The following is a 24,693-nucleotide window of genomic DNA, read 5'->3' as shown; positions in this document are numbered from 1 at the left end:
CCCGACCAAGTTAGCGAGACGAAATATGGATGTGACGCTGGAAAATCCTGATCTCTTGTATAAGCTCACCTTATGCGAAGCCTACGCCACCTCCTGCCCTCGGCCGGCAGCCTGATCGTCTTCGAAGCGGCGGGCCGGCTGTCGAGCTTCACCGCCGCCGGACGCGAGCTCGGCATGACGCAGGCGGCCGTCTCCTACGCGGTGCGCGGCCTGGAGGAGCAGCTCGGCGCCAAGCTGTTCCAGCGCCGCCACCGCCAGGTGCTTTTGACGGAGGCCGGCGAGCGCTTCCATGCCGACGTCTCGCTCGGCCTGTCGCATATCCGCAAGTCGGCGGAGGACCTGCGCCTGCAGGCGACTGGCGGGCATGTGACGCTTGCGGCCTCGACCGCCTTCGGCTCATTCTGGATGATGCCGCGCCTGCAGCAGTTCCGCGACGAACTGCCTGGCATTGATCTGCGCATCCAGACGGCCGACCGCGACCTCGACATCATCGCCGAGGGCATTCCGCTCGGCGTGCGCGGCGGCGTGCCGCGCGACTGGCCGGACTACCACTCGCTGTCGCTGTCGGAGGAAGAGATCTTCCCGGTCGCGGGGCCGAGCTATCTCGCCAAATTCGGCATGCCGAAGACGGTCGAGGAACTGGCCACGCACCGGTTGATCCATCTGGAGGAGCCCTATCGCGAGGCGCCGAACTGGGACGAATGGTTCGCGTCGGCCGGCACCAGCCTGCGCAATGCCGAGCGCGGCCTGCGCATCAACGATTACGCGCTGGTGATCCAGGCGGTGATGGAAGGACAAGGCATCTCGCTCGGATGGCGGCATCTGGTCGAGCGTCTGGTCGCGTCGGGGCTGCTGGTGCCGGTGACCGATCATGTGATGCGGACCGGCATCGGTTTCCATGTCATCTGGCCGAAGAACCGCGACCTCACAGACAATGCGCGCCGGGTCAGGGACTGGCTGGTGGCGCAAGCTTAGATTGCATCGCTACGCAATTGCGATCGCAGCGATCCTTCACACCCCCCTCTGTCCTGCCGGACATCTCCCCCGCAAGGGGGGAGATCGGCCTTCACGCAAGCCTTCGCCAATCTCGTACGTTGCAGAAGAAGCGAGGCGATGACACAGCCAATCTCCCCCCTTGCGGGGGAGCTGGCCGGCAGGCCAGAGGGGGGTGCTGTCCCGCCAGCCTCTCGATCGAACCCTTCCGCCCAGGTCTCGAATCCGCCTATAATCGCCGCATGCCCATCCGCCAGCTTTCCGAAACGATGATCAACCAGATCGCCGCCGGCGAGGTCATCGAGCGTCCGGCAAGCGTGGTGAAGGAGTTGGTCGAGAACGCGCTCGATGCCGGCGCAAGCAAGGTCGAGATCGTCACGGCGGGCGGCGGGTTGAACCTGATCCGCGTCACCGACGACGGCTCGGGCATTGCCGAACCGGAGCTGGCGCTGGCGATCGCGCGGCATTGCACGTCCAAGCTTTCCGACGACATCCACGACATCCGCTCGCTCGGCTTCCGCGGCGAGGCGCTGCCCTCGATCGGTTCGGTCGCGCGGCTGTCGATCCGCTCGCGCACGGCAAGCGGCGACAGCGCGGCGGAGATCGGCATCGACGGCGGCCGGGTGTCACCGGTGAAGCCGGCGGCCGCCAATCGCGGCACGACGGTCGAGGTACGCGACCTCTTCTTCGCCACGCCCGCCAGGCTCAAATTCATGAAAGGCGAGCGCGCCGAAAGCTCGGCGACCAGCGACGTGGTGAAGCGCATCGCCATTGCCTTTCCGGCCGTGCGCTTTACGCTGGCCGGCTCCGACCGCTCGACGCTGGAGTTGCCGGCGACCAGCGGCACGCCGGAAGGCAGGCTTGCGCGCGTCGCGCAAGTAATGGGCAAGGATTTCCCCGACAACGCCATTGCCATCGATGCCATGCGCGACGGCGTGCATCTTGCCGGCCACGTCTCGATCCCGTCCTACACGCGCGCCAACGCGCTGCAGCAATATGCCTATGTCAACGGCCGGCCGGTGCGTGACAAATTGATCGCCGGCGCGATCCGCGGCGCCTTCGCCGACGTTCTGCCGCGCGACCGGCACGCCGTCACCGTGCTCTTCCTGTCGCTCGATCCGACGACGGTCGACGTCAACGTCCATCCGGCCAAGGCCGATGTGCGCTTCCGCGATCCGGGCCTGGTGCGCGGGCTGATCGTCGGCGCCATCCGCGAGGCGCTGGCCGGCGCCGGCATCCGCGCGGCAACCACGGGTGCCGCCGGCATGATGGCGGCGTTCCGACCGGGCGCGGCGCCCTATTCGCATCCCGGCCCGACCGGCGGCCACCGCAGCTACGAGGCCGCCTATCACGCTTCCGGCTCCGGCGGCTTCGATCCGTTGCGCTCGGCGCATCGGCCGCTGGATATGGGCTATGGCGCGGCAAGGCCGCGATCCAGTGGTTTCGCCGAAAACGAACAGGCCGCCTTCGACACCGGACCTCTGGCCAGCGCCGATGCCCGCGCCGGCTTGGCCGAGCCGGCCGAGGCGCTGCTCGGCATGGTGCTGGGTGCGGCGCGCGCGCAGGTGCATGAGAACTACATCGTCGCCCAGACCAGGGATTCGCTCGTCATCGTCGACCAGCATGCCGCGCATGAGCGGCTGGTCTATGAGGCGCTGAAGAACGCGTTGCATTCGCGCGCGGTGCCCTCGCAGATGCTGCTTTTGCCCGAGATCGTCGACCTGCCGGAAGAAGACGCCGAGCGGCTGGCCATGCATTCCGACACGCTCGCCAAATTCGGCCTCGGCCTGGAGCGCTTCGGGCCCGGCGCGGTGGCGGTGCGCGAGACGCCCTCGATGCTCGGCGAGACCAATGTGCAGCAACTGGTGCGCGACCTTGCCGACGAGATCGCTGACAACGATACCGTCGAGACGCTCAAGGAGCGGCTGGATAGAATCGCCGCGACCATGGCCTGCCACGGCTCGGTGCGCTCTGGCCGGCTACTCAAGGCCGAGGAAATGAATGCACTGCTGCGCCAGATGGAGGCGACGCCGGGTTCAGGCACCTGCAACCACGGCCGCCCGACCTATATCGAGCTCAAGCTCGCCGATATCGAGCGGCTGTTCGGTCGGCGGTGAGTGCGCCAGGCCCCTCACCCAGCCTCCGCTTCGCTCGGCTGACTTCTCCCCGGTGGGGAGAGGAGACTTTCGGCGCTGGCGCCAATCTCTTCTCCCCGACGGGGAGAAGGTGGCCGCGTAGCGGCCGGATGAGGGGGCAAGAAAAGAGCCGCTCGAAGCGGCTCTTTTCTTGAGTCCGGAAACAGCCTCAACTGTCTGATTTACCGCTTCAAATTCACCACGATCACACCACCCAGCGCCAGCGCGCCGCCGAGGATGCCGAGCAGGCTCGGCACTTCGCCCAGCCAGAAGAAGCCGATCAGCGCGGAGGTCGGCGAGACGAGGTAGAGGAAGTTCGAGGCGCGGGCGGCAGGCAGGCGCGACAGCGCGGTCGCCCAGGCGGCGTAGGCGATCATCGAGGGCACGATGCCGAGATAGATGACGGCGCCGAGGCCGGCATGGTCGGCGACCGCTGCCTGCGAAAACGCTTCCGGCAGGAACGGCGAAAGGCAGAGCGCGCCGAGCACCATGTTGGAGGCGGCGATCGTCAGCGGATGATGGCGGGTAAAGAGCGGCTTCTGGACGATGGTGTTGACGGCGGAGCAGAGGGCCGAGCCCAGCACCAGCAGCGCGCCGGCATTGAAATGCAGGCCGTTGCCGTCGGCGACCGCGATGATGCCAATGCCGGCGAAGGAAATCACCGTGCCGAGCCAGGCGAGCCCCGAGAAGCGCTCGCCAAGCAGCGCCATCGCCATGAATGCCGTGAAGATCGGGCTGACATTGATGATGAAACCGGCCGCGCCTGCCGAGACGGTGAGCTCGCCGAAATTGAGCATGGCGGTGTAGAGCGCGACGAAGATGGCGCCGCCAAAGGCGAAGCGCCACAGTTCGTCGAGCCTGGGCAGCGCCGGGCGCTTCACCGCCAGGAAGATGGCGGCCGGGACAGCCGCGATGGCGAAACGCAGCGCGCCGAGTTCGAGCGGCTGGAAGGCTGCCAGGCCGGCACGGATCGCCGGGAAAGCCGAGGCCCAGCCGAGCACCGTCAGGGCCACCGCAATGGCCGCCGTGCTGTCCATGCGCTGTGTCTCATTCAAGGTGCCGGTGTAAGCGCTCATTGCCGTAGCCTCGTCTTTCTGTGTCATGGAGGCAGAAAACGCCATTGCCGGCCAATTGACAAACGACCAATTCGAGGGTCAGCTGTGAGCATGGATCACAGCTCGGATCAAATACTGCCGCTCGAGACCTTGCGCGCCTTCGATGCGGCGGCGCGCACCGGGAGTTTCTCGGCCGCTGCGGAAAAACTCAACCTCACCCATGGGGCGGTCAGCCGCCAGATCGCCAAGCTCGAGGACTGGCTCGGCTTGAAAGTGTTCGAGCGCAATGCGCGCGGCGTGACGCTGACGATCGAGGGCAACCGCCTGCACTTGAGGACCGCCGAGGCCTTCGCGCTGATCTCGTTCAACTCCGACCGCTGGGTCGAGCCGCGCGGCACCGCCGTGGTGCGGCTGGCCTCCATCCCTTCGGTCAGCGGGCTGTGGCTGATGCCGCGCATGGCGGCGCTCGAGAACAGCCCGACCAAGCTGCGCATCGTGCTCGATGTCGACAACCGCCAGGCCGATCTCGCGGACGAAGGCATCGACCTTTCGGTGCGCTGCGGGCGCGGTCGCATTCCGGGCCGCGTCTCGGTGCAGCTGTTCGAGGAGCATATCTTCCCGATCGCCTCGCCGGATCTGGCGAAGGAGGTCGGCCGCGGCGATCCGGCCCGGCTTTTGAAATTCCCGCTGATCAACGATTCCGACGCGTCCGCCTGGCGCGCCTGGTTCGCGGCGCAGGACGTAGACTACCGCCCGCGCCCGCAGGACCGGCGCTTCGAGGACTATAATCTGGTGCTCGACGCGGCCGCGCATGGGCTGGGCATAGCGCTGGCACGGCCACCGCTGACCGCGGACCAGCTGCGGTCCGGCCGTATCGTTGCCGTCGATGAGCGGATCGTGCTCAATCCGGTGTCGTATTGGATGGATCGCCCGGTCGGCCGTCCACGCGCGGCGGCGGCGGACCTTGCCGGGCGCATCGCCGAACAGGCAGGCCTTGCCCCGGAAAAGCTCGAAGCTTTCCTGCAGGACGACATCTAGACTAGCGGAATCAGCGCAGCAGCAAGACCATGATCGTGGTGGTCACGGCCGAGACAATGGCGGTGACGACCGATATCGTCCACAGCGATACCGGCGCGGACTCGGAGCGCGGCGCGTGGCCGGCTGGGCGGCCGCCGGTGCCCCGAGGCTGCGGCGCGTTGGCGTTGGCCGCGACCAGCGCGGGCGAAGAGAGCACGGCGGCCGCAGCGGATGGCGGCGGCTGCATGACAGGCGCGGCCAAAGCCGCGCCGGCGACGAGCGGTTGAGCCGTGGCATTGGCGCGTGAACCGTTCTCGGCACCGGCGAGCGGCCGACCCTGCGGCGTCCTGGCCGGAGTATCCTCGGCGTCGCTATCCGGTTCCATCATCGCCCGGTAGGCGTCTTCGACCGGGTTGGAGGACGAGCGCTGCTGCGAGGACCGCGCGGGGGGCACCTGCAGCGAGTTGGTCAGCGCCTGGGCCGCGAACTGCGCCGCCTGCGCGCTGGGTGGCGCCGGCGGCTGGACCAGCGTCTTGATCAAGGCCGTCGTCGCCGGATCGACCTTGGGCAACGGCACCGGCTGCGGGGTGAGCGCTTCGCTGATCAGCGCGTTCAAGCGGGTCGAGGTGATGTCCATGCCGGCTTCCGGAAACCATTTGCCGCTCTGCCATACCGCGCGAGCATTGCGTCAAGCTTGACGTTGCTTGCGATTTGTGGCGATTGAAACCCGATGAACGCAAGCGTCCTTTCATGATGAACCGTTTCGAAGGCCCGGGTGGTAGGGAAGCCCGGATCCGCTATCTCGACGGCGACTTCCAGGTCACCAGTCCCGGCTCGTTCGTGCGTTGCGCGGTGACGGGCGAGAACATCCCCCTCGACGAGCTCAAATACTGGAGCGTCGCCCGGCAGGAGCCCTATGTGAACGCGGCGGTCTCGCTTGCCCGCGAGATCGAGATGCATCCCGAATTGCGCAAGCGGGGATAGGCCTGCAACCCCGCTCGCTGGCTGGTCTTGGTCGGCAAAGCCGGCGCGGTGCCTGCCGGCTGCCGGCCTTGCACCGACGCGCACCCGGTCGAACGTGACAGTTTCGCGAATCTGCCGCTATAGACGCCAAAGCGGTGGCCATGGGAGGTGATGTGAAAGCTGTTGTGACCGGAGGTGCCGGCTTTATCGGTTCGCACCTGTGCGACCTGTTGCTGGCGCAAGGCCGCGACGTGACGTGTGTCGACAATTTCTCGACCGGCTCGGATGAGAACATCCGCCATCTGTCGGGTAATGCACGGTTCAAGCTGCTGAGGCATGACGTCACCCTGCCCCTCCAGGCCGAGGCCGATGAAATCTTCAATCTCGCCTGCCCGGCCTCGCCCATTCACTATCAGCGCATTCCGATCGAGACGACAAAGGCCTGCGTCTATGGAGCGATCAACATGCTCGACCTGGCATGCGCTTCCGGGGCGAGGATACTTCAGGCATCGACGTCGGAGGTCTATGGCGATCCGCAGGTCCACCCCCAGACCGAGGCTTATTGGGGCCATGTCAACCCGATCGGTACCCGCAGTTGCTACGATGAAGGCAAACGATGCGCCGAAGCGCTGTTCTTCGACTATTGGCGCCGGTCGAAACTACCGATCAAGGTGATGCGCATATTCAACACATACGGGCCTCGTATGCAGCCGTCGGACGGACGCGTGGTCAGCAATTTCATCGTCCAGGCTTTGCGGAACGAGCCCATAACCATCTATGGCGACGGAAGCCACACGCGGAGCTTCTGCTACGTCGACGACCTGGTGGACGCGATGGCCCGGATGATGGCAACGCCCGACGATGTCGTGGGACCGATCAACATCGGCAACCCGATGGAAGTCACGATCCTGGAACTCGCCGAACTTGTGCTGGGCATCGTCGGCGGCACCTCCAGGATCGAGTTCAAGCCGCTGCCGCAAGACGATCCCCAACAGCGCCAACCCGACATAAGCCTGGCGCGATCGGCGTTGGACTGGTCCCCCCGTGTCGCTCTCAAGGACGGGCTTGACGAGACGGTTCGCTACTTCCGCCGGATTATCAACTGACAGTCGGGCGCCGGACTGGACAGGGGCGCCTCCAAACTCAGCCCCGCATTTTGCGCTGACGCCAGGCGTCGAGCGTCTCGTCGATGATGCGTCCGGGCACGTGGTCGAGCTCGAACACCGCCTCGATGTCGAGCACGTCCAGCTGATCGAGGAAGCCGGCGGGCGTCTCGCCGTGGCGCAGCCGCGCTGCGTCCTTTGCCGTGGTGGCGAGGCGCAGCCCCTCCTGCCGGGCGAGCGTCAGGAGGTCGGCAAGCTCGTCCTGGGCGTAGAAATGATGGTCCGGAAAGGCGCGTGACAGCGCGACTTCGCCACCCGCGCCACGCACCGTGTCGAAGAATTTCTCCGGATGGCCGATGCCGGCGAAGGCGAGGAAGCGGCCGCCGGCAAAGCGCGACGGATCCGCCGGCTCGACATGCGCGAGGAAGATCGGCCGGCCGGCGCGTGCCGCCTGGCGCACGACGCCGTCGGCGGCGGCCCCCTCGCCCATCTTCAGCAAGCCGCTGGTGAAGACCAGCTGATCGACGATTTTGGCGCGCAGCGGTCCGCCCGGAATGACGCGGCCGTTGCCGACGCCGAAGCGGGCGTCGACCACCACCAGCGCATAGTCGATATGGACGCGCGCCGACTGGAAGCCGTCATCCATGATCAGGAAATCGCAGCTATGCTCCTCGATGAGCAGCTTGGCGCCGGCGGCGCGGTTCGCCGTCACCGCGACCGGGGCGTGTTCGGCCAGAAGCAGCGGCTCGTCGCCGACATGCTTGGCCGCATCGTGATGCGCATCGACGACATGCGGCCTGGCGAACGAGCCGCCATGGCCGCGCGACAGGAAGCCGGGCGTGAACTGCATGCGCCTGGCCTCTCTGGCCAAGGCAATGGCGACCGGTGTCTTGCCGCTGCCGCCGACGGTAAGGTTGCCGACGCAAAGCACGGGCGCCGCGACCTTCTCGCGCGGGGCGTGGCGCATGCGGCGGCCGGCAATCAGCCCGTAAACTGCCGAGGCCGGCGACAGCGCGAAGACGCGCCAGTCCGGCTTTTCCCACCAGAAGGGCGGCGCTTCGCTGGTCATCGCAGCTGCTCTATGCTGTTTGTCTTCGCGCATGAGCTTCTCCAAAAACCGGCTCCGATTTTTGGCGTCATTCGCTCTATCCCTTTGTTTTACGCAATTCCGGACGGAAAACCGTTAAACACTTTTCCTGAAATTGCGTTAGCGCCCGTTTGCGCCTTTCAGGCGCGCCTTGACGACCAGCGGCTGGATATAGGGCTCCAGCGATTTCAGCGTGCGGGCAAGCGCGCCGCGCATCTCGTCGACGGTGGCCGCACCCGCAGCCATCATTTCGTGGCGCGCCGCTTCGTTGGTCAGAAGGAAATTGACGGCGCCGGTCAGCATGTCGCGGTCGCGCACCAGCTTGGCGCCGCCGCTGTCGAGCAGGCGCTGATAGGCCTCGCGGAAATTCTGCACGTTGCGGCCGGCAAGCACGGCGGTTTCGAGCATCGCCGGCTCGAGCGGGTTCTGGCCGCCTTGCGACGTCAGCGAGCGGCCGACGAAAGCGATCTCGGTCAGGCGCAGGTAAAGCCCCATCTCACCGATCGTATCGCCGAGCAGGATATCGGTGTCGGACGAGATGCGGTCGCCCTTGCTGCGCCTTGCGACCGTCAGCCCCATGCCGGAAATCTGCGCCGCAAGCGCATCGGCGCGGTCGGGATGGCGCGGCACGATGATGGTCAGGAGCCCATGATGGCGCCTGTGCAGGCTGGCATGGACCTCGGCCGCCACGACTTCCTCGCCGTCATGGGTCGAGATCGCCGCCCAGGTCGGACGAGCGCCGATCTGGCGCTGCAGGGTGGCCAAGGCCCGTTCGTCGACAGGCGGCGGGTTGGTATCGACCTTGAGGTTGCCGGAGACGGTGACCGGCCGGGCGCCCAGCGCGCGGAAACGTTCCCCATCGACATCCGACTGGGCGATGACATGGGCGAGGTTCTCGAACAGCGCCTCGGCCACGCTGGCGCGCTTCTTCCAGGACATGAAGGAGCGGTCCGACAGCCGGCCATTGACCAGAACCTGCGGCACGTTGCGGGCGCCAAGCTCCAGGATGGTCATCGGCCAGATTTCCGATTCGGCGATGATCGCCAGTTCCGGCCGCCAGTGGTCGAGGAAGCGGCTCACCGCGGGCTTCAGATCGAGCGGCACATACTGGTGGATGATGCGGTCGCCGAGGCGCTCGTCGGCGACTTTCGCCGAGGTCACGGTGCCGGTGGTCAGGACGATGTTGACGCCGTAGCCGAGGATGCTTTCGACCAGCGGCACCACCGCGATCGTCTCGCCGACGCTTGCGGCATGGATCCAGATCACCGGGCCTTCCGGTCGCGGACGGCCGGCGACGCCGTAGCGTTCGCGGCGGCGGGCGCGATCCTCCTTGCCGCGCGAGGCGCGCCAGGCGACATAGGGACCGACGAGCGGATAGGCGACCGCTCCCGCATAGCGATAGGCGGTCAGGGCCGCACGCGCCCAGCGCTCGCTCATTTGGCGCCATCCACGAGGCGATAGGCCTCGGCAATCGCGGCGTTGAGGGAGGCGGTGACCTCCTGGCGCTTGCGCTCCATCTCGGCTTCGTCGGCATCGGCCGGCACGAAGACCGGCGCGCCGACGATGACCGCGGAGCGGCCGAAAGGCAGGTTGATGGTGGTCTTGTCCCAGCTCTTTTCCAGCACCTTGCGGCGGCTGGTGGCGATGGCAGAGGGCAGGATCGGCCGACCGGAAAGCCTTGCCAGAAGCACGATGCCCATGCCGGCGTCGCGCGGCGTGCCGTGCGGAATATCGGCGATCATGGCGACATTCTTGCCGGCAGTCAGCGCTTTCTTAAGCGCAATCAAGGCCTTGGCGCCGCCTTTGTCGAGATGCCTCGAACTGTCGCGGCCGCCGGAGCCGCGTACAGCCTCGATGCCGAATTTCTCGATCATCAGCGCCTGCAGCTCGGCGTCGGCACTGCGCGACACCATGGCGACCAGCGGCCGGCCCTTCGGGTAATAGGCGGGGGTCAGAATATGCTGGCCGTGCCACAGTGCGATGATGCCGGGCTCGAGATGCGCATAGGCGCCGCCGGCGACCTGGGTCGAGCCTTCGACCAGCGGGCTGGTGAGGCGAATCAGACGCACGAACCAGGCGAACAGGCTGGCGATGAAATTCTTGACGAAATTCGACTGCGCCAACGGCTCGCGGATGCGCCGCCACAGCGTGCGCGTTCCGCCGCTTCGGGCGGAGCGCCGCCCGGTCGCCCCTTTCACCGCTTCATGCTCCATCGACGTCAACCGCCGACCTTCGATTCTGGATCGAGCAAACGGTGCAGATGAACAACGAAATAACGCATATGGGCATTGTCGACACTGGCCTGCGCCTTGGCCTTCCAGGCGCCAAGCGCGGTCTGATAGTCGGGATAGATGCCGACAATGTCGAGGGAGTCGAGATCACGGAACTCGGTTCCACCCAGGTTTTTCAACTCGCCGCCGAACACCAGGTGCAAAAGCTGCTTCTTTCCGTCTTCCACGGCCATGCCGATCCTTTACGCGTATTCATGAATTGTGACAGGTCTAGACCAAAGCGGCCGGTTTTGGAACCGCCGACTGCCTCACCCTTGGTCAAGTCCGGCAATGACGCCGGTGAGCACATCGAGCAGTTGGCCGCTGCCGGCGGCGAGCGCGCCGTGATTGATCACCTCGCCGGCATAGCGCGGCGGCTTGCCGTCGCGGTCGAGCAAGGCGCCGCCGGCCTCGGTGAGGATGAGATCGGCGGCGGCGATGTCCCAGTCATGCGCGCTCGGCTTGACGAAGGTCGCGTCGAGCTTGCCGGCGGCAATCATCGCCAACCGGTAGGCGAGCGAAGGGATGTAGGCCGTCCGCCGCAACCGGTCGTGCCATGCTTGCGGCATCAGGTCGACCAGCGGCTTGGGTCCGCCGATATCGACATCCTGCCCGAGCGGACGCACATGGATGCGTTTGTCGTTGAGATAGGCGCCCTCGCCCGGCAGCGCCCAATAGGTCTCGTGCTTGGCCGGGCATTCGAGCACGCCGGCGAGCGAGCGGCCGTCCTCGACCACGGCGACGCTGACGCACCAGGAATGTAGGCCGTCGAGAAAGCCGCGCGTGCCGTCGATCGGGTCGACGACGAAGGTGCGGCGGGCCGACAGCCGGGCATGGTCGTCGGCGGTCTCTTCCGACAGCCAGCCGTAATCCGGGCGCGCCCTGAGCAAGGTCTCGCGCAGATAGGCGTCCGCCGCATGGTCGGCCTCGCTCACCGGCGAGGTGCCACCCTTCATCCAGACCTGCGGGTTGTTGCCGAAATAGCGCATGGCGATGGCGCCGGCCTCGCGCGCCGCCTCGCGCAACAAAGCGAGGTCTTCGCGCGCCTCGACCAGATTGATCGCATCAAGCTCCTGCAAGGGTCATTCCTTCGATCAGGAGCGTCGGCGCCGCGGTGCCGAAATTGCGGTCGAGATCGCTCGCCGGCACCATGTTGAGGAACATGGTCTTCAGGTTCGAGGCGATCGTCACCTCGGCCACCGGATAGGCCAGCGCGCCGTTCTCGATCCAGTAGCCGGAGGCGCCGCGGCTGTACTCGCCGGTCACCATGTCGACGCCCTGGCCGAACACCTCGGTGACATAGAAGCCGCTCTTCAGCGACGCGATCAGGTCTTCCGGCGACCGCTCGCCGGGCTCGATGGCAAGGTTGGTCGAGGACGGCGAAACCGACGAGCCGCTGCGCGAGCCGCGCCCATTCGTCGTCAGGCCGAGCTCGCGCGCGGCCGATGTCGACAGGAACCAGTGGTTGAGCACGCCCTTCTCGACCATCAGCAGCCTCTCGCCCTCGACACCTTCGCCGTCGAAGGGACGCGAGGCCTGGCCACGCCGCCGCAACGGCTCGTCGGTCACGGTGATCGCGGCCGAGGCCACCGGCTTGCCCATCATGTCGCGCAGGAAGCTGGTCTTTCGCGCGACCGACGCGCCGTTGATGGCGCCGGCGAGATGGCCGGCAATGCCACGCGCGACACGCGGATCGAACACCACGTCGACCGGGCCGGTCGCGGCCTTGCGGGCGCCGAGGCGGCGCACGGCGCGTTCGCCGGCCTTGCGGCCGATGTCTTCCGGCGCGTCGAGATCGGAAAAATGCTGGCGCGAGGAGAATTCATAGTCGCGCTCCATCGCCGTGCCCTCGCCGGCGATGACGCTGGTCGAGCGCGAAAACCGTGAGGCGACATACTGACCGACAAAGCCATGCGAGGTGGCAAGCACTAGGCCGCCCAGGCCGGCGCCGGCGCTGCTGCCCGAGGAATTTGTGACGCCCTTGACGGCCAATGCGGCCGCTTCGGCGGCAAGCGCTGCTTCCTTGAGCTGATCGGCCGATACCTCGGTCGGGTCGAAGAGATCGAGATCGCGCAGATTGCGGGCCAGCAGCGCAGGATCGGCGAGGCCCTGGAATGGATCCTCGGGCGAGACCCTGGCCATGGCGACCGCGCGCTCGGCAAGCGCCTTCGGATCGGAAGCGGCGGTGGCCGAGACGCTCGCCACACGCTGGCCGACGAAGACGCGCAGCGAGACATCCTCGCTTTCCGAGGATTCTGTGGCCTCGACCTTGCCCAGCCGCACCGACACGCCGGCCGAACGGCCGCGCACCGCCACGGCGTCGGCCGCGTCGGCGCCGGCGCGCCTGGCAGCCTCGACGAGAGCCGCGACGCGATCGGTCAATTTCGCTGCGTCGAGCTTATCGGTCATGCGGTTGGTCCTGTTTGTTCATGCAGTCCGTCAGGGCGAACCCGGCCGACTGTTGATGCTGACGCACCATCATGGATGCTTCGCACCATCTATTGTTCCACCGACGCTTGTGCAATGGCGGATGCGGCAATCTCAAGGCAATCGCCGCGGTTCGGGCGGGATGCTTTGCCGCAGCGGGACGAAGGGGACGTCAGTCGGCCACCGGCGCCCAGATGACGTCGTCGATCTTTGTGGCACCGGTGGCCAGCATGACCAGCCGATCGAAGCCGAGGGCCGAGCCGCTGGCCTGCGGCATGATCGCCAAGGCCGCGAGGAAATCCTCGTCCAGCGGATAGCGCTCGCCATAGACGCGCTCTTTCTCGTCCATCTCGGCTGCAAAGCGGCGGCGCTGTTCGGCCGCGTCGGTGAGTTCGCCAAAGGCGTTGGCAAGCTCGACACCGCAGCAATAGAGCTCGAAGCGCTCGGCAACGCGCGGATCCCGCGCGTTCGGCCGCGCAAGTGCCGCCTCGGAAATCGGATAGCCATAGAGAATGGTAGCCCGCCCCTGCCCCAGCGCAGGCTCGATCTTTTCGACCATCACGCGGCTGAACAGGTCGGCCCAATTGTCGTCAGGCGCGGTGCGCAGGCCGGCCTGGACCAGCGCCGCATGAAGCCCGTCGCGATCCGTGCTGCCGTCGGCGGAAACGGTCGCCAGCAGGTCGATGCCGGCATGGCGTGTGAAAGCCTCAGCCACGCTCAGCCGTTCCGGTTCGGCGAAGGGGTCCGCTTCGCGGCCGCGAAACCGGAAGCGTTTGGCGCCGGCCTTTTCCGCCGCGAGCGCCAGGAAGTCAGCGCAGTCGGCCATAAGCGTCTCGTAGGTCTCGCCGACGCGATACCATTCGAGCATGGTGAACTCGGGGTGGTGCAGCGGCCCGCGCTCTCGATTGCGCCAGACGGCGCCGAGACTGAAAATGCGCTCCTCGCCGGCGGCCAGCAGCTTCTTGCAGGCGAATTCCGGCGAGGTGTGGAGATAGAGCGGCCGACGCGACGCGTCGGGCCCGATCGCCTCGGTGGCGAAGGCGGAGAGATGCGCCTCGTTGCCTGGCGAAACCTGCAGCGCCGAGGTCGTCACCTCGATAAAATCGCGTTCAGCGAACCAGACGCGCAGCGCCGCGGCGATGGCATTGCGCGCCATCAGGCGTGGCCGGCGGTCGGCATGGATATCAGGCGCCCACCAGGGCGAAGCGGCGGTCATGGGCAGGAAAATCGCGCGGAAGACTGGCGGTTCGGCGCAAGATGCGCTAGGGCGCACGCGGTGGCCGCCGTCGCCGCTTCGCGGAAATCGACGCTTGCAGGCCGAAAAACTCGAACGGGATCGAATATCGTGGTCAAGGTCATCGCCAGCTCCTTACGCAAAGGCAACGTCGTCGATAAGGACGGCAAGCTCTATGTCATCCTCTTTGCCGAAAACATCCACCCTGGCAAGGGCACGCCGGTGACCCAGCTCGACATGCGCCGCATCGGCGACGGGGTGAAGGTGTCGGAGCGTTACCGCACGACCGAAATGGTCGAGCGCGCCTATGTCGAGGAGCGCGAGCACACCTTCCTCTATTCCGACGGCGAAGGCTTTCACTTCATGAACCCGGAAAGCTACGACCAGGTCGTGGCCTCGGAAGGCGTGGTCGGCGACTTCGCGCCCTATCTGCAGGAAGGCATGGCCGTGCAGCTGGCGCAGTTCAACGGCGTGCCGATCTCGCTGGCGCTGCCGCAGCGCGCCACCTTCGAGGTGGTCGAGACCGAGCCGGTCACCAAGGGCCAGACGGCGTCTTCCTCCTACAAGCCGGCCGTGCTCTCCAACGGTGTGCGCACCGCCGTGCCGCCGCACATCTCCGCCGGCACGCGCATCGTGGTGATGACCGCCGACGGCTCCTACGTCGAGCGCGCCAAGGACTGAGGCTTAGAGCAGCCTTGTTGCCGCGGCTCGCCTGCGACCGGGCGGGCCGGTCGCTGCTGGGCGGTCGGTCCCTTGTGGGCTCTCAAGCTCGGCTAACTACTGTCCCGGAAGGGACGATATCAGCACATATCCCCGGGTTTTGTTCTCGTTGTCGCTGTCGACCGTGTTCATCGCCGCGAACAGGTCGGCCGTTTTCACCCACACCGGCGGATATTTGTAGCGGGCGACATCGAGGATCAGGAACCTGTCCGCCTTCTCGTCGTAAGCGGCCAGCGGGGATATATGCCCGCCCTTCTCCTGGCCCATTGCCTTGCGCAGATAGTTGACGATGACGAAGTGCCCGGGCTTGGCAAGGAACGAACTGGCCTGGGTCCTGAATTGCTCCAGGCTGGTGTCCGACGCATGGCTGACCTCGGCCTTGATCGGCTGCGTGGAAAGAATGGCCCCGATCTGGTCGAGCGTCATTCCCTGCTTGTCCAGGACCTGCCGAGGCAGAATGGCCTCCGTGCGCTCGTTCAGGACATTATCCTGCGTGAACGTCTTATAAGGTTCGTATTCGGGCACCGCGGGCGCCGGAACGTTGAGCGCGTTCAGCACCATGACGATGCTTGCCACGCCGCAATAGGACTGCGTTTTTTGCGTGAGAAAGTTGCTCGCGAGAGGGAAATAGGCCTCCTTAGCCGTGCTCTCGACAAGAAAGCTCTCTCCGGACGGGGAACTGAACCCCGTCAGATTGTCCGGAAGCTTCAGCGTCTCCGAGAAGGCGCTGGATGCACTCAGGAGAAACGTCAGCAGGAGCAAATACAAGCGCGCAGACATGGTCATCCTCCGCCCGGTGGAAGAAAGCGTCGAGGAATGTACCAGCTTGTCGATGCCGTAGCACGTCCGAGTTCGATGCCGCCGGCACGTCCGTCCAAGCCCAGCAACCCAATCCCGAGGCCGATGAAACCGGCGCTCCAGATTACAGACGGGGGGCTTGTCAGGGGCCTCACCGCGCGCCTCATGGGAAGGCAAATGTCGGCAAGGTCAAGTCCGAAAGAGACTGCGCAGGCGAAGCCACGGCCGAGGGCGATCGGCCTGTGGGTCGGCGCCCGTCTCGCTGGATGCTGGCTCGCCGGGCGGCAGCAGATAGAGCCAGGCCAGCATCTCATTGGCCTCGCCGCAGCAGGGCCCCGCAATGCCGGCCGAAAGGATGCTCAGCGCTTCCCCCCGCGAAAATGTCGCGGGTGCAATCGTGTCGGCCCTCACATGCATGATTACTCTCCATGATTGGCGGTGGCAGCGACGCGCAGGTTTTCGAGCGACGCGAGATAGGTGGCGGACCTCACCTCATCGACATCAGATCCGTCATCAGGCCGACCCCGACCTTGACGACGAACTTTGGCTTAAAGGGCTCCGAACAGCCGATGTCCTTCAACTGATCGGGCGTCAGGTCCGCTAGAGCCTTGCGTCCTGCAACGGCCTTCCGCCAGGCCGTGAAGGCTGCTGCCGCTACCGCCACGCTTCTCGACACTGCCGCAAGCGGCCAAGAAGGGTTCGGTGCGCGGGTCTCGGTGTGAGGTTCCGTGTGAGCCATTTTGCTCTCCCGTTCCAGATTACGGTCGCAGCTTGTCACACACGCGGTCTGCGGCTGTTCAGCCCGGCGTGAACCGTCGTGGGAAGTCCGGTGGACCGCCGTTAAATCCGCGTTAAATCGACCGGCGAAGATGCTATTCTGGCGGCGCGCTCGAATTTGGAGGGGCAGCGTGCGTATCAGGTTGCTTGGCGGCCTCGAAGTGACTTCCGCGGACGGCCAGTCCGTCCGGTTCACGACGCGCAAGTCGGCGCTGCTTTTTGCCGCCCTGGTCCTGGCGGGTCGCCGCGGCCACTCTCGCGAACGGCTTTGCGAAGGGTTTTGGCCTGGACGGGGCGAGGCGCAGTCGCGCAACAGCCTGCGCCAGGCGCTGGCCGACATCAGGCGTTGGTTCCCCGCCGCCGGCAATGCGGCCATTTCCGTCGACGGCGATCAGGAAACGGTTGCGCTGACGGCCGGCCCGGACGAGGCCGATATCTGGCTCTTCGAGCGCAAGCTCGCTGAAGGCGGCACGGCCGAGCTCGCCTTCGCCGCCGACCTCTACGGCGGTGATGTGCTTGCCGGCGAAGTCATTCCCGACGGTCTGGATGAATGGTTCGGCCCGTATCAGGTGAGATACCGTCAGAAGGCGCAGCAGCTGGTGGAGCGTCTGAGCCTGGCGAAGCCCGAGGCCGGTTCGGCGGACGAAGCGGCTTGCGAACGGCTCGCCGAAAGGCTGCTTGCCTCGGATCCGACCGCCGAGCCGGCGCATCGGGCCTTGATGCGCATCCACGCCGCGCGGGGCCACGAAAACGCGGCCCTGCGCCAGTTCGAAACCTGCCGTGCGCTGCTGAAGAAGCATCTGGGCGTGGAACCCGAGGCACAGACGCAGTCATTGGCGGCATCGCTGCAAACGCGGGGCGGAGACCGCCAGACGGCGCCGGCGCGCGACACCGCCCAGTTGGCCCAGCCTGTGGCCACCCCGGCGAGACCGCACGACCAGCCCTCGGTGGCGGTGATGCCTTTCGACAATCTCGGCGGGGCGGATGACGAGTATTTCGCCGACGGCGTGGTCGAGGAGGTCACCGCCGCGCTTTCGCGCATCCGCGACTTCTTCGTCATCGCGCGCCAGTCCACCTTCACCTACAAGGGCCGCTTCGTCGACGTGCGCGAGGTCGGTAAGGAACTTGGCGTGAATTATGTCGTCGAGGGCACCGTTCGGCGGGGCGGCGACCGGCTGCGCATTTCCGTGCAGCTGGTCGATGCCGAGACGCGCGCACAATTGTGGTCCGAGCGCTACGAGGGCGCGGCCGAGGACGTCTTCGAGTTCCAGGACAGGATCGCGGCACAGGTGGCGGGCGCCATCCATCCGGCCATCCGCGGCGCCGAGATCGAGCTGGCCAAACGCAAGCCGCCGACCAGCCTGCGGGCCTATGATTTCGTCATGCGTGCCTATCCGAACATTTGGGGCCGCCGCAAGGACACCAACGACCTGGCGATAGAGCTGCTCAAGAAAGCGATCGCGGTCGATCCGGCCTATGGCCGCGCCCATGCGCTCTTGGCGTGGTGCCACGCCTCGAACGCCTCCTATCTGTGGGCCGAGCACCCCGAGAGCGAGCTGGAGAAGGCGCGTGCGGCGGTCGAAGCCGCGGGCTCGATCGGCGATGATCCGACCGCTTTGGCCGCCGCCGGTTCGGCATTGAGCATGTGCGGCGACCAGGATCGCGCCGCGGCCTTCATCGAAAGGGCACTCACGCTCGATCCGAACAATGCATGGGCCTGGGCGCGCCAGGGCTGGATCGCGACCTACACGGGCGATGCCGCCCGCGCGCCGGAGCGGTTCCAGCGAGCGATGGCGCTAAGCCCGATGGATCCGTTCACATTCTCCATGAGACTGGGAATGGCGACCGCCATGGCCAAGACGGGTTCGCTTTCCCGGGCTGTCGCGATCGCCCGCGAGGTTATCGCCGCCCATCCCGACATCATCATGTCCTATCGATACCTCGCCGCATGGTCGGCGATGAGCCGCGACCTGGAGACCGCCCGCTGGGCCGCGCAAAAACTGCTTACCGCCCAGCCAGACTTCACGATCGAACGATACCGATCTCTACCTATTCTTCGAAGCACACCGGAATGGGCGGACCAAGTGGTCGAAGCCTTGAAGCTGGCAGGATTGCCCGAGCGCTGACTATCGCCATCGATCGGTCATTTCCACCGGCAGGCCGGCGGCTTTCCATTCCGGCATGCCGTCCTCAAGGCGGCGCGCGGAATGCCCAAGCGAGCGCAGGGCCGCGACCGCTTCGAACGACATCACGCACCACGGGCCGCGGCAATAGGCGACGACTTCCCTGCTAGCGACAGCACTGCCGGACCACGCCTTGATCTCGCCTAACGGGACATTGATCGCGCCGGGCACATGGCCGAGCGCGAACTCGTCCGCCGGGCGGACGTCGATAAGCGTCACCAGCCCGTCGCGCATCAGCGCCTGAAGCTCGTCGCGTGTCACCGGCCGCATGTCGTCACGCGCGTCGAAATAACCGCGCACGATGCGGTCGACCTCGGCAAGCTGCCGCTGGGCAACGCCGCGCACCGCGGCGAAGGCCGACAGCACGCTCGCGTCGCTCAGCGAATAATGCACGAATTTGCCGTCGCGTTCGGCAGACACGATGCCGGCGCGGCGCAGCGCCTGCAGATGCTGCGAAATGTTGCCGACCGGCTGGCCGAGCTTTGCCGCGAGCGCTTCGACGCTGCGCGATCCTTGCGCCAGATGCTCGATCATCTCCAGGCGCAGCGGGTGCCCGAGCGCCTTGGCGACGATCGCGAACTGTTCGTAGAGCGCCTGTTTCGGGTTGCGGATTGACATCGGCCTTTCTGCAACGCATCGTCACTCAACAGAATAATTGAATGATGATTTCAGCCTGCTGTCAAGCTGGGGATGCCAACCCGGCGCGTTCGTCTGCTCGGAGGAAAAAGCGATGATTCTCAGGCAGTTCCTGCACACCGATCCGGTTGCCGCCTCCTATCTCTTCGGCTGCGGCGGCAAGGCGTCCGCCGCCGTCGTCGATCCGGTCGGCGACATCGCGCCCTATGTCGAGGCGGCGCGCGCCACCGGCATGCGCATCCTCTATGTCGTCGACACGCATATCCATGCCGACCATATCTCGGCCGGACGCTCGCTGGCCGAGGCGACCGGCGCCGACTACGTGCTGTTCGAAGGCGCCGAAGCGGGCTTTCCGTTCCGGCGCGCGAAGGACGGCGAAGTGCTGGAACTCGGCAATGTCACGGCGACGGTCATGCACACGCCGGGCCATACGCCTGAGCATCTGAGCCTCCTCGTCACCGACCGGACGCGATCGACCGAGCCCTGGTTCGTGCTCACCGGCCACACGCTGATGGTTGGCGATCTCGGCAGGACCGAGCTTGCCGCAACCGCCGAGGACGGGGCGCGCGCGCTCTTCTCCAGCGTGCGCCGGCTGAAGGAATTGCCCGACCATATCGAGGTGCTGCCAGGCGCCTATTCCGGCTCGGTCTGCGGCCGCTCGCTGAGCGGCAAGCCGACATCGACGATCGGCTTCGAGCGGCGCTTCAACAAGGCTTTCCGCATCGAGGACGAGGGTGAGTTCGTCGCCGCCATGACCGCCGACATCCCGCCCCCGCCGCCAGACGCCGCCCGGACCCGGGCGCTCAACGCCGGAGCGCAATCTTGAGCGCAGCGGCGCCCGCCGTCGCGCTCGGCCTCAAGGCCAACTGGAAGCAGTTCGCGCTGCTGGTGCTGATCAACGCCTTCGTCGGCGGCATGGTCGGCATCGAGCGAACCGTCGTGCCGCTGATCGGGGCGGAGGAATTCGGCGTCGCTTCGACCACGCTCGTCACCTCCTTCATCGTCAGCTTCGGCGTGGTCAAAGCCTGCGCCAACCTCGTCTCCGGCCAGCTTGCCGACATCTGGGGCCGCAAGCGCGTGCTGATCCTCGGCTGGCTGTTCGGCCTGCCGGTGCCGTTCATCATCATCTCAGCACCGAGCTGGGGCTGGATCGTCGCCGCCAATGCCCTGCTCGGCATCAACCAGGGTTTTGCATGGTCGATGACAGTGATCATGAAGGTCGACCTGGTCGGGCCGAAATCACGTGGGCTTGCCGTCGGGCTCAACGAGTTCGCCGGCTATCTCGCGGTTGGCATCACCGCCTTCCTAACCGGTTATCTGGCGAGCCGCTACGGGCTGCGCCCGGTGCCGATCTATCTCGGCGTCGGCTACGCGGTCCTTGGTGCCGCACTGTCGATCCTGCTCGTGCGCGACACGCGCGAGCATGTGCGGCTGGAACTCGCCAATCATCCAAAGGCAGCCTCGCCGCTCAGCTTCCGCGAGATCTTCATGCTGACCTCGTTCGGAGACCGCAACCTGTTCGCCGCCTCCCAGGCCGGCCTGGTGAACAATCTGAATGACGGCATGAGCTGGGGGCTGTTTCCGTTGTTCTTCGCCGCCAACGGGCTCGGCATCGAGCGCATCGGCATCCTCAAGGCCGTCTACCCGGCCGTATGGGGCATCTTCCAGGTGGCGACCGGGCCGTTGAGCGACCGCTGGGGCCGCAAGGGGCTGATCGTCGCCGGCATGTGGGTGCAGGCGGCGGGGCTGCTCACCACCGCCCTGACACGCGATTTCGGCTGGTGGCTGGTGGCGAGCCTTTTGCTCGGTCTCGGCACGGCGATGGTCTATCCGAGCCTGATCGCGGCGGTGTCGGACGCCTCGCATCCCTCCTGGCGCGCGCGCTCGCTCAGCGTCTACCGCTTCTGGCGCGACCTCGGCTATGCGATCGGGGCGTTGTCCGCCGGACTGATCGCCGACTTCTTCGGCTTCGTCGCCGCGATCGGGGCAATCGCGGCGCTGACCTTCCTGTCGGGCGCAATCGTCGCGGTGGCGATGCGCGAGCCGCGTTCCGCCGTGGTTCCGACGTCAGCGGATCGCTGAGACCGCCTCCGAAACGAGGGCCGCGTTTACGTTAATGGAAGCTTGATGCTGCGCGGGATTTGCCTGTCCGCTACAATCTGGACAGGTAGATTTCCCTCGAGATCGCGTATGAGCAGCCCGAACCGCATGCCGTGGGTGGACACGGCAAAAGGCCTTTCCATCATCCTGGTGGTGATGATGTATGCCGCCTACAACACCGGCGAATACACCAACGACATCGGCTTCCTGCACTATGCGATCGGCTTCGCGACGCCCTTCCGCATGCCGGAATTCTTCCTGATCTCGGGCCTGTTCCTGTCGCAGGTGATCGACCGGCCGTGGCGGCGCTATATCGACCGGCGCGTCGTCCACTATCTCTATTTCTATGTGCTGTGGGCGGTGATCTCGATCGGCCTGAAGATCGGCATCTTCAGCGGCGATCCGGCCGGCATGCTGCACGACCTCGCAATGGCCACCGTCGAGCCCTATGGCGTCTTGTGGTTCATCTATATGCTCGCGGTGTTCGGCATCGTCATTCGCGTGCTGCGCGAGTTTCACGTGACGCACTGGGCCGTCATCCCGCTTGCGGCCGCGCTGCAGATGTGGGCGCCGAAACCGGACAGCTACGCGCTCGAGCAGTTCGCGGCCTATTTCGTGTTCTTCTATCTCGGCTTCGTCATGGCGCCGCTGGTGTTCAGGCTGGTCGAGTGGACGCAAGCACGGCCGGCAACGACCGTGGCGGGGCTGTTTGCCTGGGCGCTCGTCAACGGCCTGCTTGTCTTTTCGCCGGGCTATGCCATGCATCCGATCGGCATGCAGATGGGCCTGGCGGCATGGCCGCCGCTGCATCTTGCGCTCGCCATAGCCGGCGCGGTGGCGCTTTGCGTCGCCGGCGGTTACCTGTCGAAGTTCGCTTCGATGGAATGGCTGCGCTGGCTGGGCGAACACTCGCTGGTCGTCTATGTCGCGTTCACCATCCCGATGTCGCTCTTCCGCGGCGCCGCGATGGCAAGCGGCCTTCTGACCGACACCGGCATGCTGAGCTTCGCGGTGCTGCTTGTCTCGGTCATCAGCCCGGTGGTGCTCTACTTCATCGTCAAGCGCATCGGCTTCGGCACCTTCCTGTTCGAGCGGCCGGCCTGGGCGCATATCGACGAGCCGACCGTCAAGAAGGTTTCCGGCAAAGCTGTGTCGCGGCCGGCGCGCGAGGCGGCCTGAGGCCGCCTTCTTCCCAACCGCTACTTGCCGGCGTCGTGTCCCGGCCGGCGTACGGCCTTGATCTTGCGGCTGCTGCCGCCGCCACAGAAGAAGCAACCGGCGCCGTCCGACTCCAGCCCCGACACACCGGACGGCATTTCCAACTCCTGCAGCACGTCGCCCGTGTCGGGATCGACACGCACCAGATCGCCCTCCTCGCCTTCCCAGGTGGCATGCCAGAGTTCACCGTCGACCCAGGTGACGCCGGTGACGACGCGTTTCGATTCGATGCTGCGGATCACCTTGCCCGTTTCAGGATCGATCTGATGGATCTTGTGCGCCCGATATTCACCGACCCACAGCGAGCCCTCGGCCCAGGCCATGCCTGAGTCGCCGCCATTGCCGGGCGCGGGAATGGTGGCGACGACCTTGCCGGTCTTCGGATCGACCTTGTGGATGCGATCCTCGGCGATCTGGTAGAGATACTCGCCGTCAAAGGCGGTCCCGGCATGCGAGGCGACATCGATCGAGCGCACGATCTCGCCGCTGTCAGGGTCGAGCGCGTTCAGCTTGTCGCCGCTCGCGAACCAGACATTTTCGCCGTCATAGGTGACGCCGTTGACGCGCTCGACGCCCGGAAACGGTCCGTATTCACGCAGGATTTCTGCAGCCGCTCGTTTCATCGTTCTCTCCATCGATCCGAACAAGACGCCGGACAATCGGTTCCCGGCTCACTTTCGGGAGACATGCTTAATCGCTTGGCAGCGGACCCGGGAGTAACAAGACGGTCGGGAATCCGGTGACGGGCGGCATCATCCAGCGACGCGCCCGGCCGCGGCCGACCGCCTGCACCTTGTGCTCGGCTGAAAGCTGCTCCAGCGCGCGCTGAACGGTGCGCGCGCTGGCGCCGAGCGCGATCGCCAGCGCCGAGCTCGACCAGGATTCGCCATCGGTCAGGAAGGCGAGCACCGCGCCGTTCTCGTCCTCGACCGGCGGCGCCAGCACGACGACCTCGGCGGCGTTGAGGGGGGTTATCGCGAAACCGGCGGCGGTCGCATTGATCTCGGCCAGCGAACCGAGTTCGGCGCGCAGGCGACCCATCTCGACCCTGAGCCGCGCGCGATGCGATTCATCGGCGTGCTTCGCCCGAAAGGCGCGCCTCAACAGCGTCTCGCGCGAGGCATCCGCCGGCCAGGCCTCGGCGAGCGTGCGCGCCAATGCGAACAGCACCGGGCGGCTGGCCAGCGAAACGACCTTATCGGCCTTGCGCACGACATTGCGGCAAGCATCGACGACCAGCGCGCCCGAACTCAACAGCGCCTCGACCTCATCGAGCAGCACCTCTTTCTCAGTGCCGCGCGCGATCAGCCGGCCGACCGGCGTGTTCAGCACCAGCGACGCCGTTTCAACTTCTGTCTTCAGCGCCGCAATGTTGGCCTGGTAGGCGGCAAGCGATGCCCGACCGAATGCCGAGCGCGCCGCCTTTGTCCTCAGACGCCGGACCGCGATGCCGGCGGCGGCGAGCTCATGCGCGACGCGCGCGACCGGCGGCAGCGGCGCCGGATCGAAATCCGAAAGCAGGCGTTCGGCCTCGTCGAGGCGGCCGATCAAGATGAGGCGGCGCGCCTCGAGGCTGCCGGCATAGGCGGCATTCAGCCGGTCGCCATGCGCGGCAAGTGTCGCGCGGGCGGATCGCAGCGCCTTTTCCGGCCAGCCGAGGTCGCGCGAGACCAGCGCGATCTCGGCCTCGGCGACGACGCAGCGCGCGCGGGCGACAGTCTCCCGCGAACTGAAGGCCTTGGCGGCGTCCTTGAGCAGCGCCTTGGCCTTGGCGAAATCGCCGAGCTGCGCCATCGCGATGCCGCGCAGCGCTAGGGCCGGCGCGTCGTCGCGCAGCGCGACGCGCTTCAAGGCGCCGAGCGGATCGCCCGCCGCAAGCGCGCGGCCCGCGGCGTTGATCAGCGAGTCCATGCCATCGCCTCAGGGCCCGCCGCAGCAAATCGCGTCACACTTGTAACTCTCACCATCGAAGCATGC

The 24,693-nt window shown here is 66.2% G+C and carries 24 protein-coding genes; 10 read left to right on the top strand and 14 right to left on the bottom strand.

All coding sequences use genetic code 11. The features are described 5' to 3' along the window. Positions 1–72 precede the first annotated feature (72 nt). Together KVT37_RS04365 and mutL are read left to right on the top strand one after the other, a co-directional pair. Complete coding sequence (locus tag KVT37_RS04365; RefSeq protein ID WP_217570074.1) at positions 73–975, top strand: LysR substrate-binding domain-containing protein; 903 nt, start codon at positions 73–75, stop codon at positions 973–975. A gap of 260 nt (positions 976–1,235) precedes the next feature. Continuing rightward, positions 1,236–3,110, top strand: coding sequence for a DNA mismatch repair endonuclease MutL (gene mutL / locus KVT37_RS04360; protein WP_217570072.1), 1,875 nt, complete (start codon positions 1,236–1,238; stop codon positions 3,108–3,110). A gap of 200 nt (positions 3,111–3,310) precedes the next feature. Here the strand turns inward: mutL and KVT37_RS04355 are convergent, their stop codons facing one another. After that, positions 3,311–4,204: a DMT family transporter gene (locus KVT37_RS04355; RefSeq protein WP_217570070.1), complete on the bottom strand. Its 894-nt coding sequence runs from the start codon at positions 4,202–4,204 to the stop codon at positions 3,311–3,313. Positions 4,205–4,294: 90 nt separating this feature from the next. Here KVT37_RS04355 and KVT37_RS04350 point away from each other — a divergent pair, with 90 nt between their 5' ends. Continuing rightward, positions 4,295–5,221: a LysR substrate-binding domain-containing protein gene (locus KVT37_RS04350; protein ID WP_217570068.1), complete on the top strand. Its 927-nt coding sequence runs from the start codon at positions 4,295–4,297 to the stop codon at positions 5,219–5,221. 10 nt (positions 5,222–5,231) lie between these two features. Here KVT37_RS04350 and KVT37_RS04345 read toward each other — a convergent pair whose 3' ends face one another. Then, positions 5,232–5,837, bottom strand: a complete 606-nt coding sequence (locus tag KVT37_RS04345; protein ID WP_217570066.1) for a hypothetical protein — start codon at positions 5,835–5,837, stop codon at positions 5,232–5,234. 113 nt (positions 5,838–5,950) lie between these two features. Between KVT37_RS04345 and KVT37_RS04340 the strand changes: the two genes are divergently transcribed. Together KVT37_RS04340 and KVT37_RS04335 are read left to right on the top strand one after the other, a co-directional pair. After that, positions 5,951–6,184, top strand: coding sequence for a DUF2093 domain-containing protein (locus tag KVT37_RS04340; RefSeq protein ID WP_040986608.1), 234 nt, complete (start codon positions 5,951–5,953; stop codon positions 6,182–6,184). Positions 6,185–6,324: 140 nt separating this feature from the next. Beyond that, a complete protein-coding gene (locus KVT37_RS04335; RefSeq protein ID WP_217570064.1) occupies positions 6,325–7,269 on the top strand; it encodes a UDP-glucuronic acid decarboxylase family protein in 945 nt (314 codons plus the stop codon). A 37-nt stretch (positions 7,270–7,306) separates the two neighbouring features. Here the strand turns inward: KVT37_RS04335 and lpxK are convergent, their stop codons facing one another. From lpxK to epmA, 7 genes are all read right to left on the bottom strand, one after another. Next, positions 7,307–8,335 carry a tetraacyldisaccharide 4'-kinase gene (lpxK, locus tag KVT37_RS04330; protein WP_217570887.1) on the bottom strand — a complete coding sequence of 343 codons (1,029 nt, stop codon included), beginning with the start codon at positions 8,333–8,335 and terminating at the stop codon, positions 7,307–7,309. A 138-nt stretch (positions 8,336–8,473) separates the two neighbouring features. Then, entirely contained in the window at positions 8,474–9,790 is a 1,317-nt protein-coding gene (gene waaA / locus KVT37_RS04325; RefSeq protein ID WP_217570062.1) for a lipid IV(A) 3-deoxy-D-manno-octulosonic acid transferase, read from the bottom strand. Continuing rightward, positions 9,787–10,566 carry a lysophospholipid acyltransferase family protein gene (locus KVT37_RS04320; protein ID WP_217570060.1) on the bottom strand — a complete coding sequence of 260 codons (780 nt, stop codon included), beginning with the start codon at positions 10,564–10,566 and terminating at the stop codon, positions 9,787–9,789. Before KVT37_RS04320 ends, waaA begins: the two co-directional genes overlap by 4 nt. Positions 10,567–10,571: 5 nt before the next feature. Beyond that, positions 10,572–10,817, bottom strand: coding sequence for a DUF4170 domain-containing protein (locus tag KVT37_RS04315; RefSeq protein ID WP_217570058.1), 246 nt, complete (start codon positions 10,815–10,817; stop codon positions 10,572–10,574). Positions 10,818–10,892: 75 nt separating this feature from the next. After that, positions 10,893–11,702 (bottom strand): 3'(2'),5'-bisphosphate nucleotidase CysQ, encoded by an 810-nt coding sequence (locus KVT37_RS04310; protein ID WP_217570056.1) that lies wholly within the window; start codon positions 11,700–11,702, stop codon positions 10,893–10,895. After that, positions 11,689–13,032, bottom strand: a complete 1,344-nt coding sequence (locus KVT37_RS04305) for a TldD/PmbA family protein (RefSeq protein WP_217570054.1) — start codon at positions 13,030–13,032, stop codon at positions 11,689–11,691. Before KVT37_RS04305 ends, KVT37_RS04310 begins: the two co-directional genes overlap by 14 nt. A 190-nt stretch (positions 13,033–13,222) precedes the next feature. Beyond that, positions 13,223–14,266: an EF-P lysine aminoacylase EpmA gene (gene epmA, locus KVT37_RS04300; RefSeq protein WP_217570052.1), complete on the bottom strand. Its 1,044-nt coding sequence runs from the start codon at positions 14,264–14,266 to the stop codon at positions 13,223–13,225. Positions 14,267–14,395: 129 nt separating this feature from the next. Here epmA and efp point away from each other — a divergent pair, with 129 nt between their 5' ends. Next, entirely contained in the window at positions 14,396–14,965 is a 570-nt protein-coding gene (efp, locus tag KVT37_RS04295) for an elongation factor P (protein ID WP_217570050.1), read from the top strand. Positions 14,966–15,061: 96 nt separating this feature from the next. On the opposite strand, the gene KVT37_RS04290 is transcribed toward efp, so the two are convergent. After that, on the bottom strand, positions 15,062–15,784 hold the full coding sequence (locus KVT37_RS04290) for a phytochelatin synthase family protein (RefSeq protein WP_254633813.1): 723 nt from the start codon (positions 15,782–15,784) through the stop codon (positions 15,062–15,064). Between the two features lie 505 nt (positions 15,785–16,289). Then, a complete protein-coding gene (locus tag KVT37_RS04285; protein ID WP_217570046.1) occupies positions 16,290–16,541 on the bottom strand; it encodes a DUF1127 domain-containing protein in 252 nt (83 codons plus the stop codon). Between the two features lie 169 nt (positions 16,542–16,710). Here KVT37_RS04285 and KVT37_RS04280 point away from each other — a divergent pair, with 169 nt between their 5' ends. After that, the gene (locus KVT37_RS04280) at positions 16,711–18,705 is read left to right on the top strand and encodes a BTAD domain-containing putative transcriptional regulator (RefSeq protein WP_308642554.1); all 1,995 of its coding nucleotides are present in this window, start codon (positions 16,711–16,713) and stop codon (positions 18,703–18,705) included. Here the strand turns inward: KVT37_RS04280 and KVT37_RS04275 are convergent, their stop codons facing one another. Beyond that, positions 18,706–19,380, bottom strand: coding sequence for a metalloregulator ArsR/SmtB family transcription factor (locus KVT37_RS04275; RefSeq protein WP_217570042.1), 675 nt, complete (start codon positions 19,378–19,380; stop codon positions 18,706–18,708). It abuts the gene before it with no gap. Positions 19,381–19,492: 112 nt separating this feature from the next. Between KVT37_RS04275 and KVT37_RS04270 the strand changes: the two genes are divergently transcribed. The 3 genes from KVT37_RS04270 (at position 19,493) to KVT37_RS04260 (ending at position 22,677) form a co-directional block, all read left to right on the top strand. Beyond that, complete coding sequence (locus KVT37_RS04270) at positions 19,493–20,224, top strand: MBL fold metallo-hydrolase (protein ID WP_217570040.1); 732 nt, start codon at positions 19,493–19,495, stop codon at positions 20,222–20,224. Next, a complete protein-coding gene (locus KVT37_RS04265; RefSeq protein ID WP_254633812.1) occupies positions 20,221–21,480 on the top strand; it encodes an MFS transporter in 1,260 nt (419 codons plus the stop codon). Before KVT37_RS04270 ends, KVT37_RS04265 begins: the two co-directional genes overlap by 4 nt. A gap of 108 nt (positions 21,481–21,588) precedes the next feature. Beyond that, entirely contained in the window at positions 21,589–22,677 is a 1,089-nt protein-coding gene (locus KVT37_RS04260) for an acyltransferase family protein (protein WP_217570038.1), read from the top strand. 20 nt (positions 22,678–22,697) lie between these two features. On the opposite strand, the gene KVT37_RS04255 is transcribed toward KVT37_RS04260, so the two are convergent. Further along, entirely contained in the window at positions 22,698–23,339 is a 642-nt protein-coding gene (locus tag KVT37_RS04255; protein WP_217570037.1) for a DUF5074 domain-containing protein, read from the bottom strand. A 67-nt stretch (positions 23,340–23,406) separates the two neighbouring features. Next, the gene (locus tag KVT37_RS04250; RefSeq protein WP_217570035.1) at positions 23,407–24,627 is read right to left on the bottom strand and encodes a helix-turn-helix domain-containing protein; all 1,221 of its coding nucleotides are present in this window, start codon (positions 24,625–24,627) and stop codon (positions 23,407–23,409) included. Between the last annotated feature and the right edge of the window lie 66 nt (positions 24,628–24,693).

It is taken from the genome of Mesorhizobium sp. GbtcB19 (genome assembly GCF_019091085.1).
Classification (GTDB): domain Bacteria; phylum Pseudomonadota; class Alphaproteobacteria; order Rhizobiales; family Rhizobiaceae; genus Mesorhizobium.
The sequence above is the reverse complement of the archived record's forward strand: the minus strand, read 5'-3'. Positions and strand labels throughout refer to the sequence as shown.

Coding starts and splice junctions, on each gene's coding strand:
- mutL (WP_217570072.1), top strand. CDS start 1,236: ATGCCCATCCGCCAGCTTTCCGAAACGATGATCAACCAGATCGCCGCC.
- KVT37_RS04285 (WP_217570046.1), bottom strand. CDS start 16,541: ATGGCTCACACGGAACCTCACACCGAGACCCGCGCACCGAACCCTTCT.
- KVT37_RS04275 (WP_217570042.1), bottom strand. CDS start 19,380: ATGTCAATCCGCAACCCGAAACAGGCGCTCTACGAACAGTTCGCGATC.
- KVT37_RS04320 (WP_217570060.1), bottom strand. CDS start 10,566: ATGGAGCATGAAGCGGTGAAAGGGGCGACCGGGCGGCGCTCCGCCCGA.
- KVT37_RS04350 (WP_217570068.1), top strand. CDS start 4,295: ATGGATCACAGCTCGGATCAAATACTGCCGCTCGAGACCTTGCGCGCC.
- KVT37_RS04335 (WP_217570064.1), top strand. CDS start 6,325: ATGGGAGGTGATGTGAAAGCTGTTGTGACCGGAGGTGCCGGCTTTATC.
- KVT37_RS04315 (WP_217570058.1), bottom strand. CDS start 10,817: ATGGCCGTGGAAGACGGAAAGAAGCAGCTTTTGCACCTGGTGTTCGGC.
- waaA (WP_217570062.1), bottom strand. CDS start 9,790: ATGAGCGAGCGCTGGGCGCGTGCGGCCCTGACCGCCTATCGCTATGCG.
- KVT37_RS04260 (WP_217570038.1), top strand. CDS start 21,589: ATGAGCAGCCCGAACCGCATGCCGTGGGTGGACACGGCAAAAGGCCTT.
- KVT37_RS04365 (WP_217570074.1), top strand. CDS start 73: ATGCGAAGCCTACGCCACCTCCTGCCCTCGGCCGGCAGCCTGATCGTC.
- KVT37_RS04355 (WP_217570070.1), bottom strand. CDS start 4,204: ATGAGCGCTTACACCGGCACCTTGAATGAGACACAGCGCATGGACAGC.
- KVT37_RS04255 (WP_217570037.1), bottom strand. CDS start 23,339: ATGAAACGAGCGGCTGCAGAAATCCTGCGTGAATACGGACCGTTTCCG.
- KVT37_RS04305 (WP_217570054.1), bottom strand. CDS start 13,032: ATGACCGATAAGCTCGACGCAGCGAAATTGACCGATCGCGTCGCGGCT.
- KVT37_RS04270 (WP_217570040.1), top strand. CDS start 19,493: ATGATTCTCAGGCAGTTCCTGCACACCGATCCGGTTGCCGCCTCCTAT.
- KVT37_RS04345 (WP_217570066.1), bottom strand. CDS start 5,837: ATGGACATCACCTCGACCCGCTTGAACGCGCTGATCAGCGAAGCGCTC.
- KVT37_RS04290 (WP_254633813.1), bottom strand. CDS start 15,784: ATGTCTGCGCGCTTGTATTTGCTCCTGCTGACGTTTCTCCTGAGTGCA.
- KVT37_RS04250 (WP_217570035.1), bottom strand. CDS start 24,627: ATGGACTCGCTGATCAACGCCGCGGGCCGCGCGCTTGCGGCGGGCGAT.
- KVT37_RS04340 (WP_040986608.1), top strand. CDS start 5,951: ATGATGAACCGTTTCGAAGGCCCGGGTGGTAGGGAAGCCCGGATCCGC.
- lpxK (WP_217570887.1), bottom strand. CDS start 8,335: ATGACCAGCGAAGCGCCGCCCTTCTGGTGGGAAAAGCCGGACTGGCGC.
- epmA (WP_217570052.1), bottom strand. CDS start 14,266: ATGACCGCCGCTTCGCCCTGGTGGGCGCCTGATATCCATGCCGACCGC.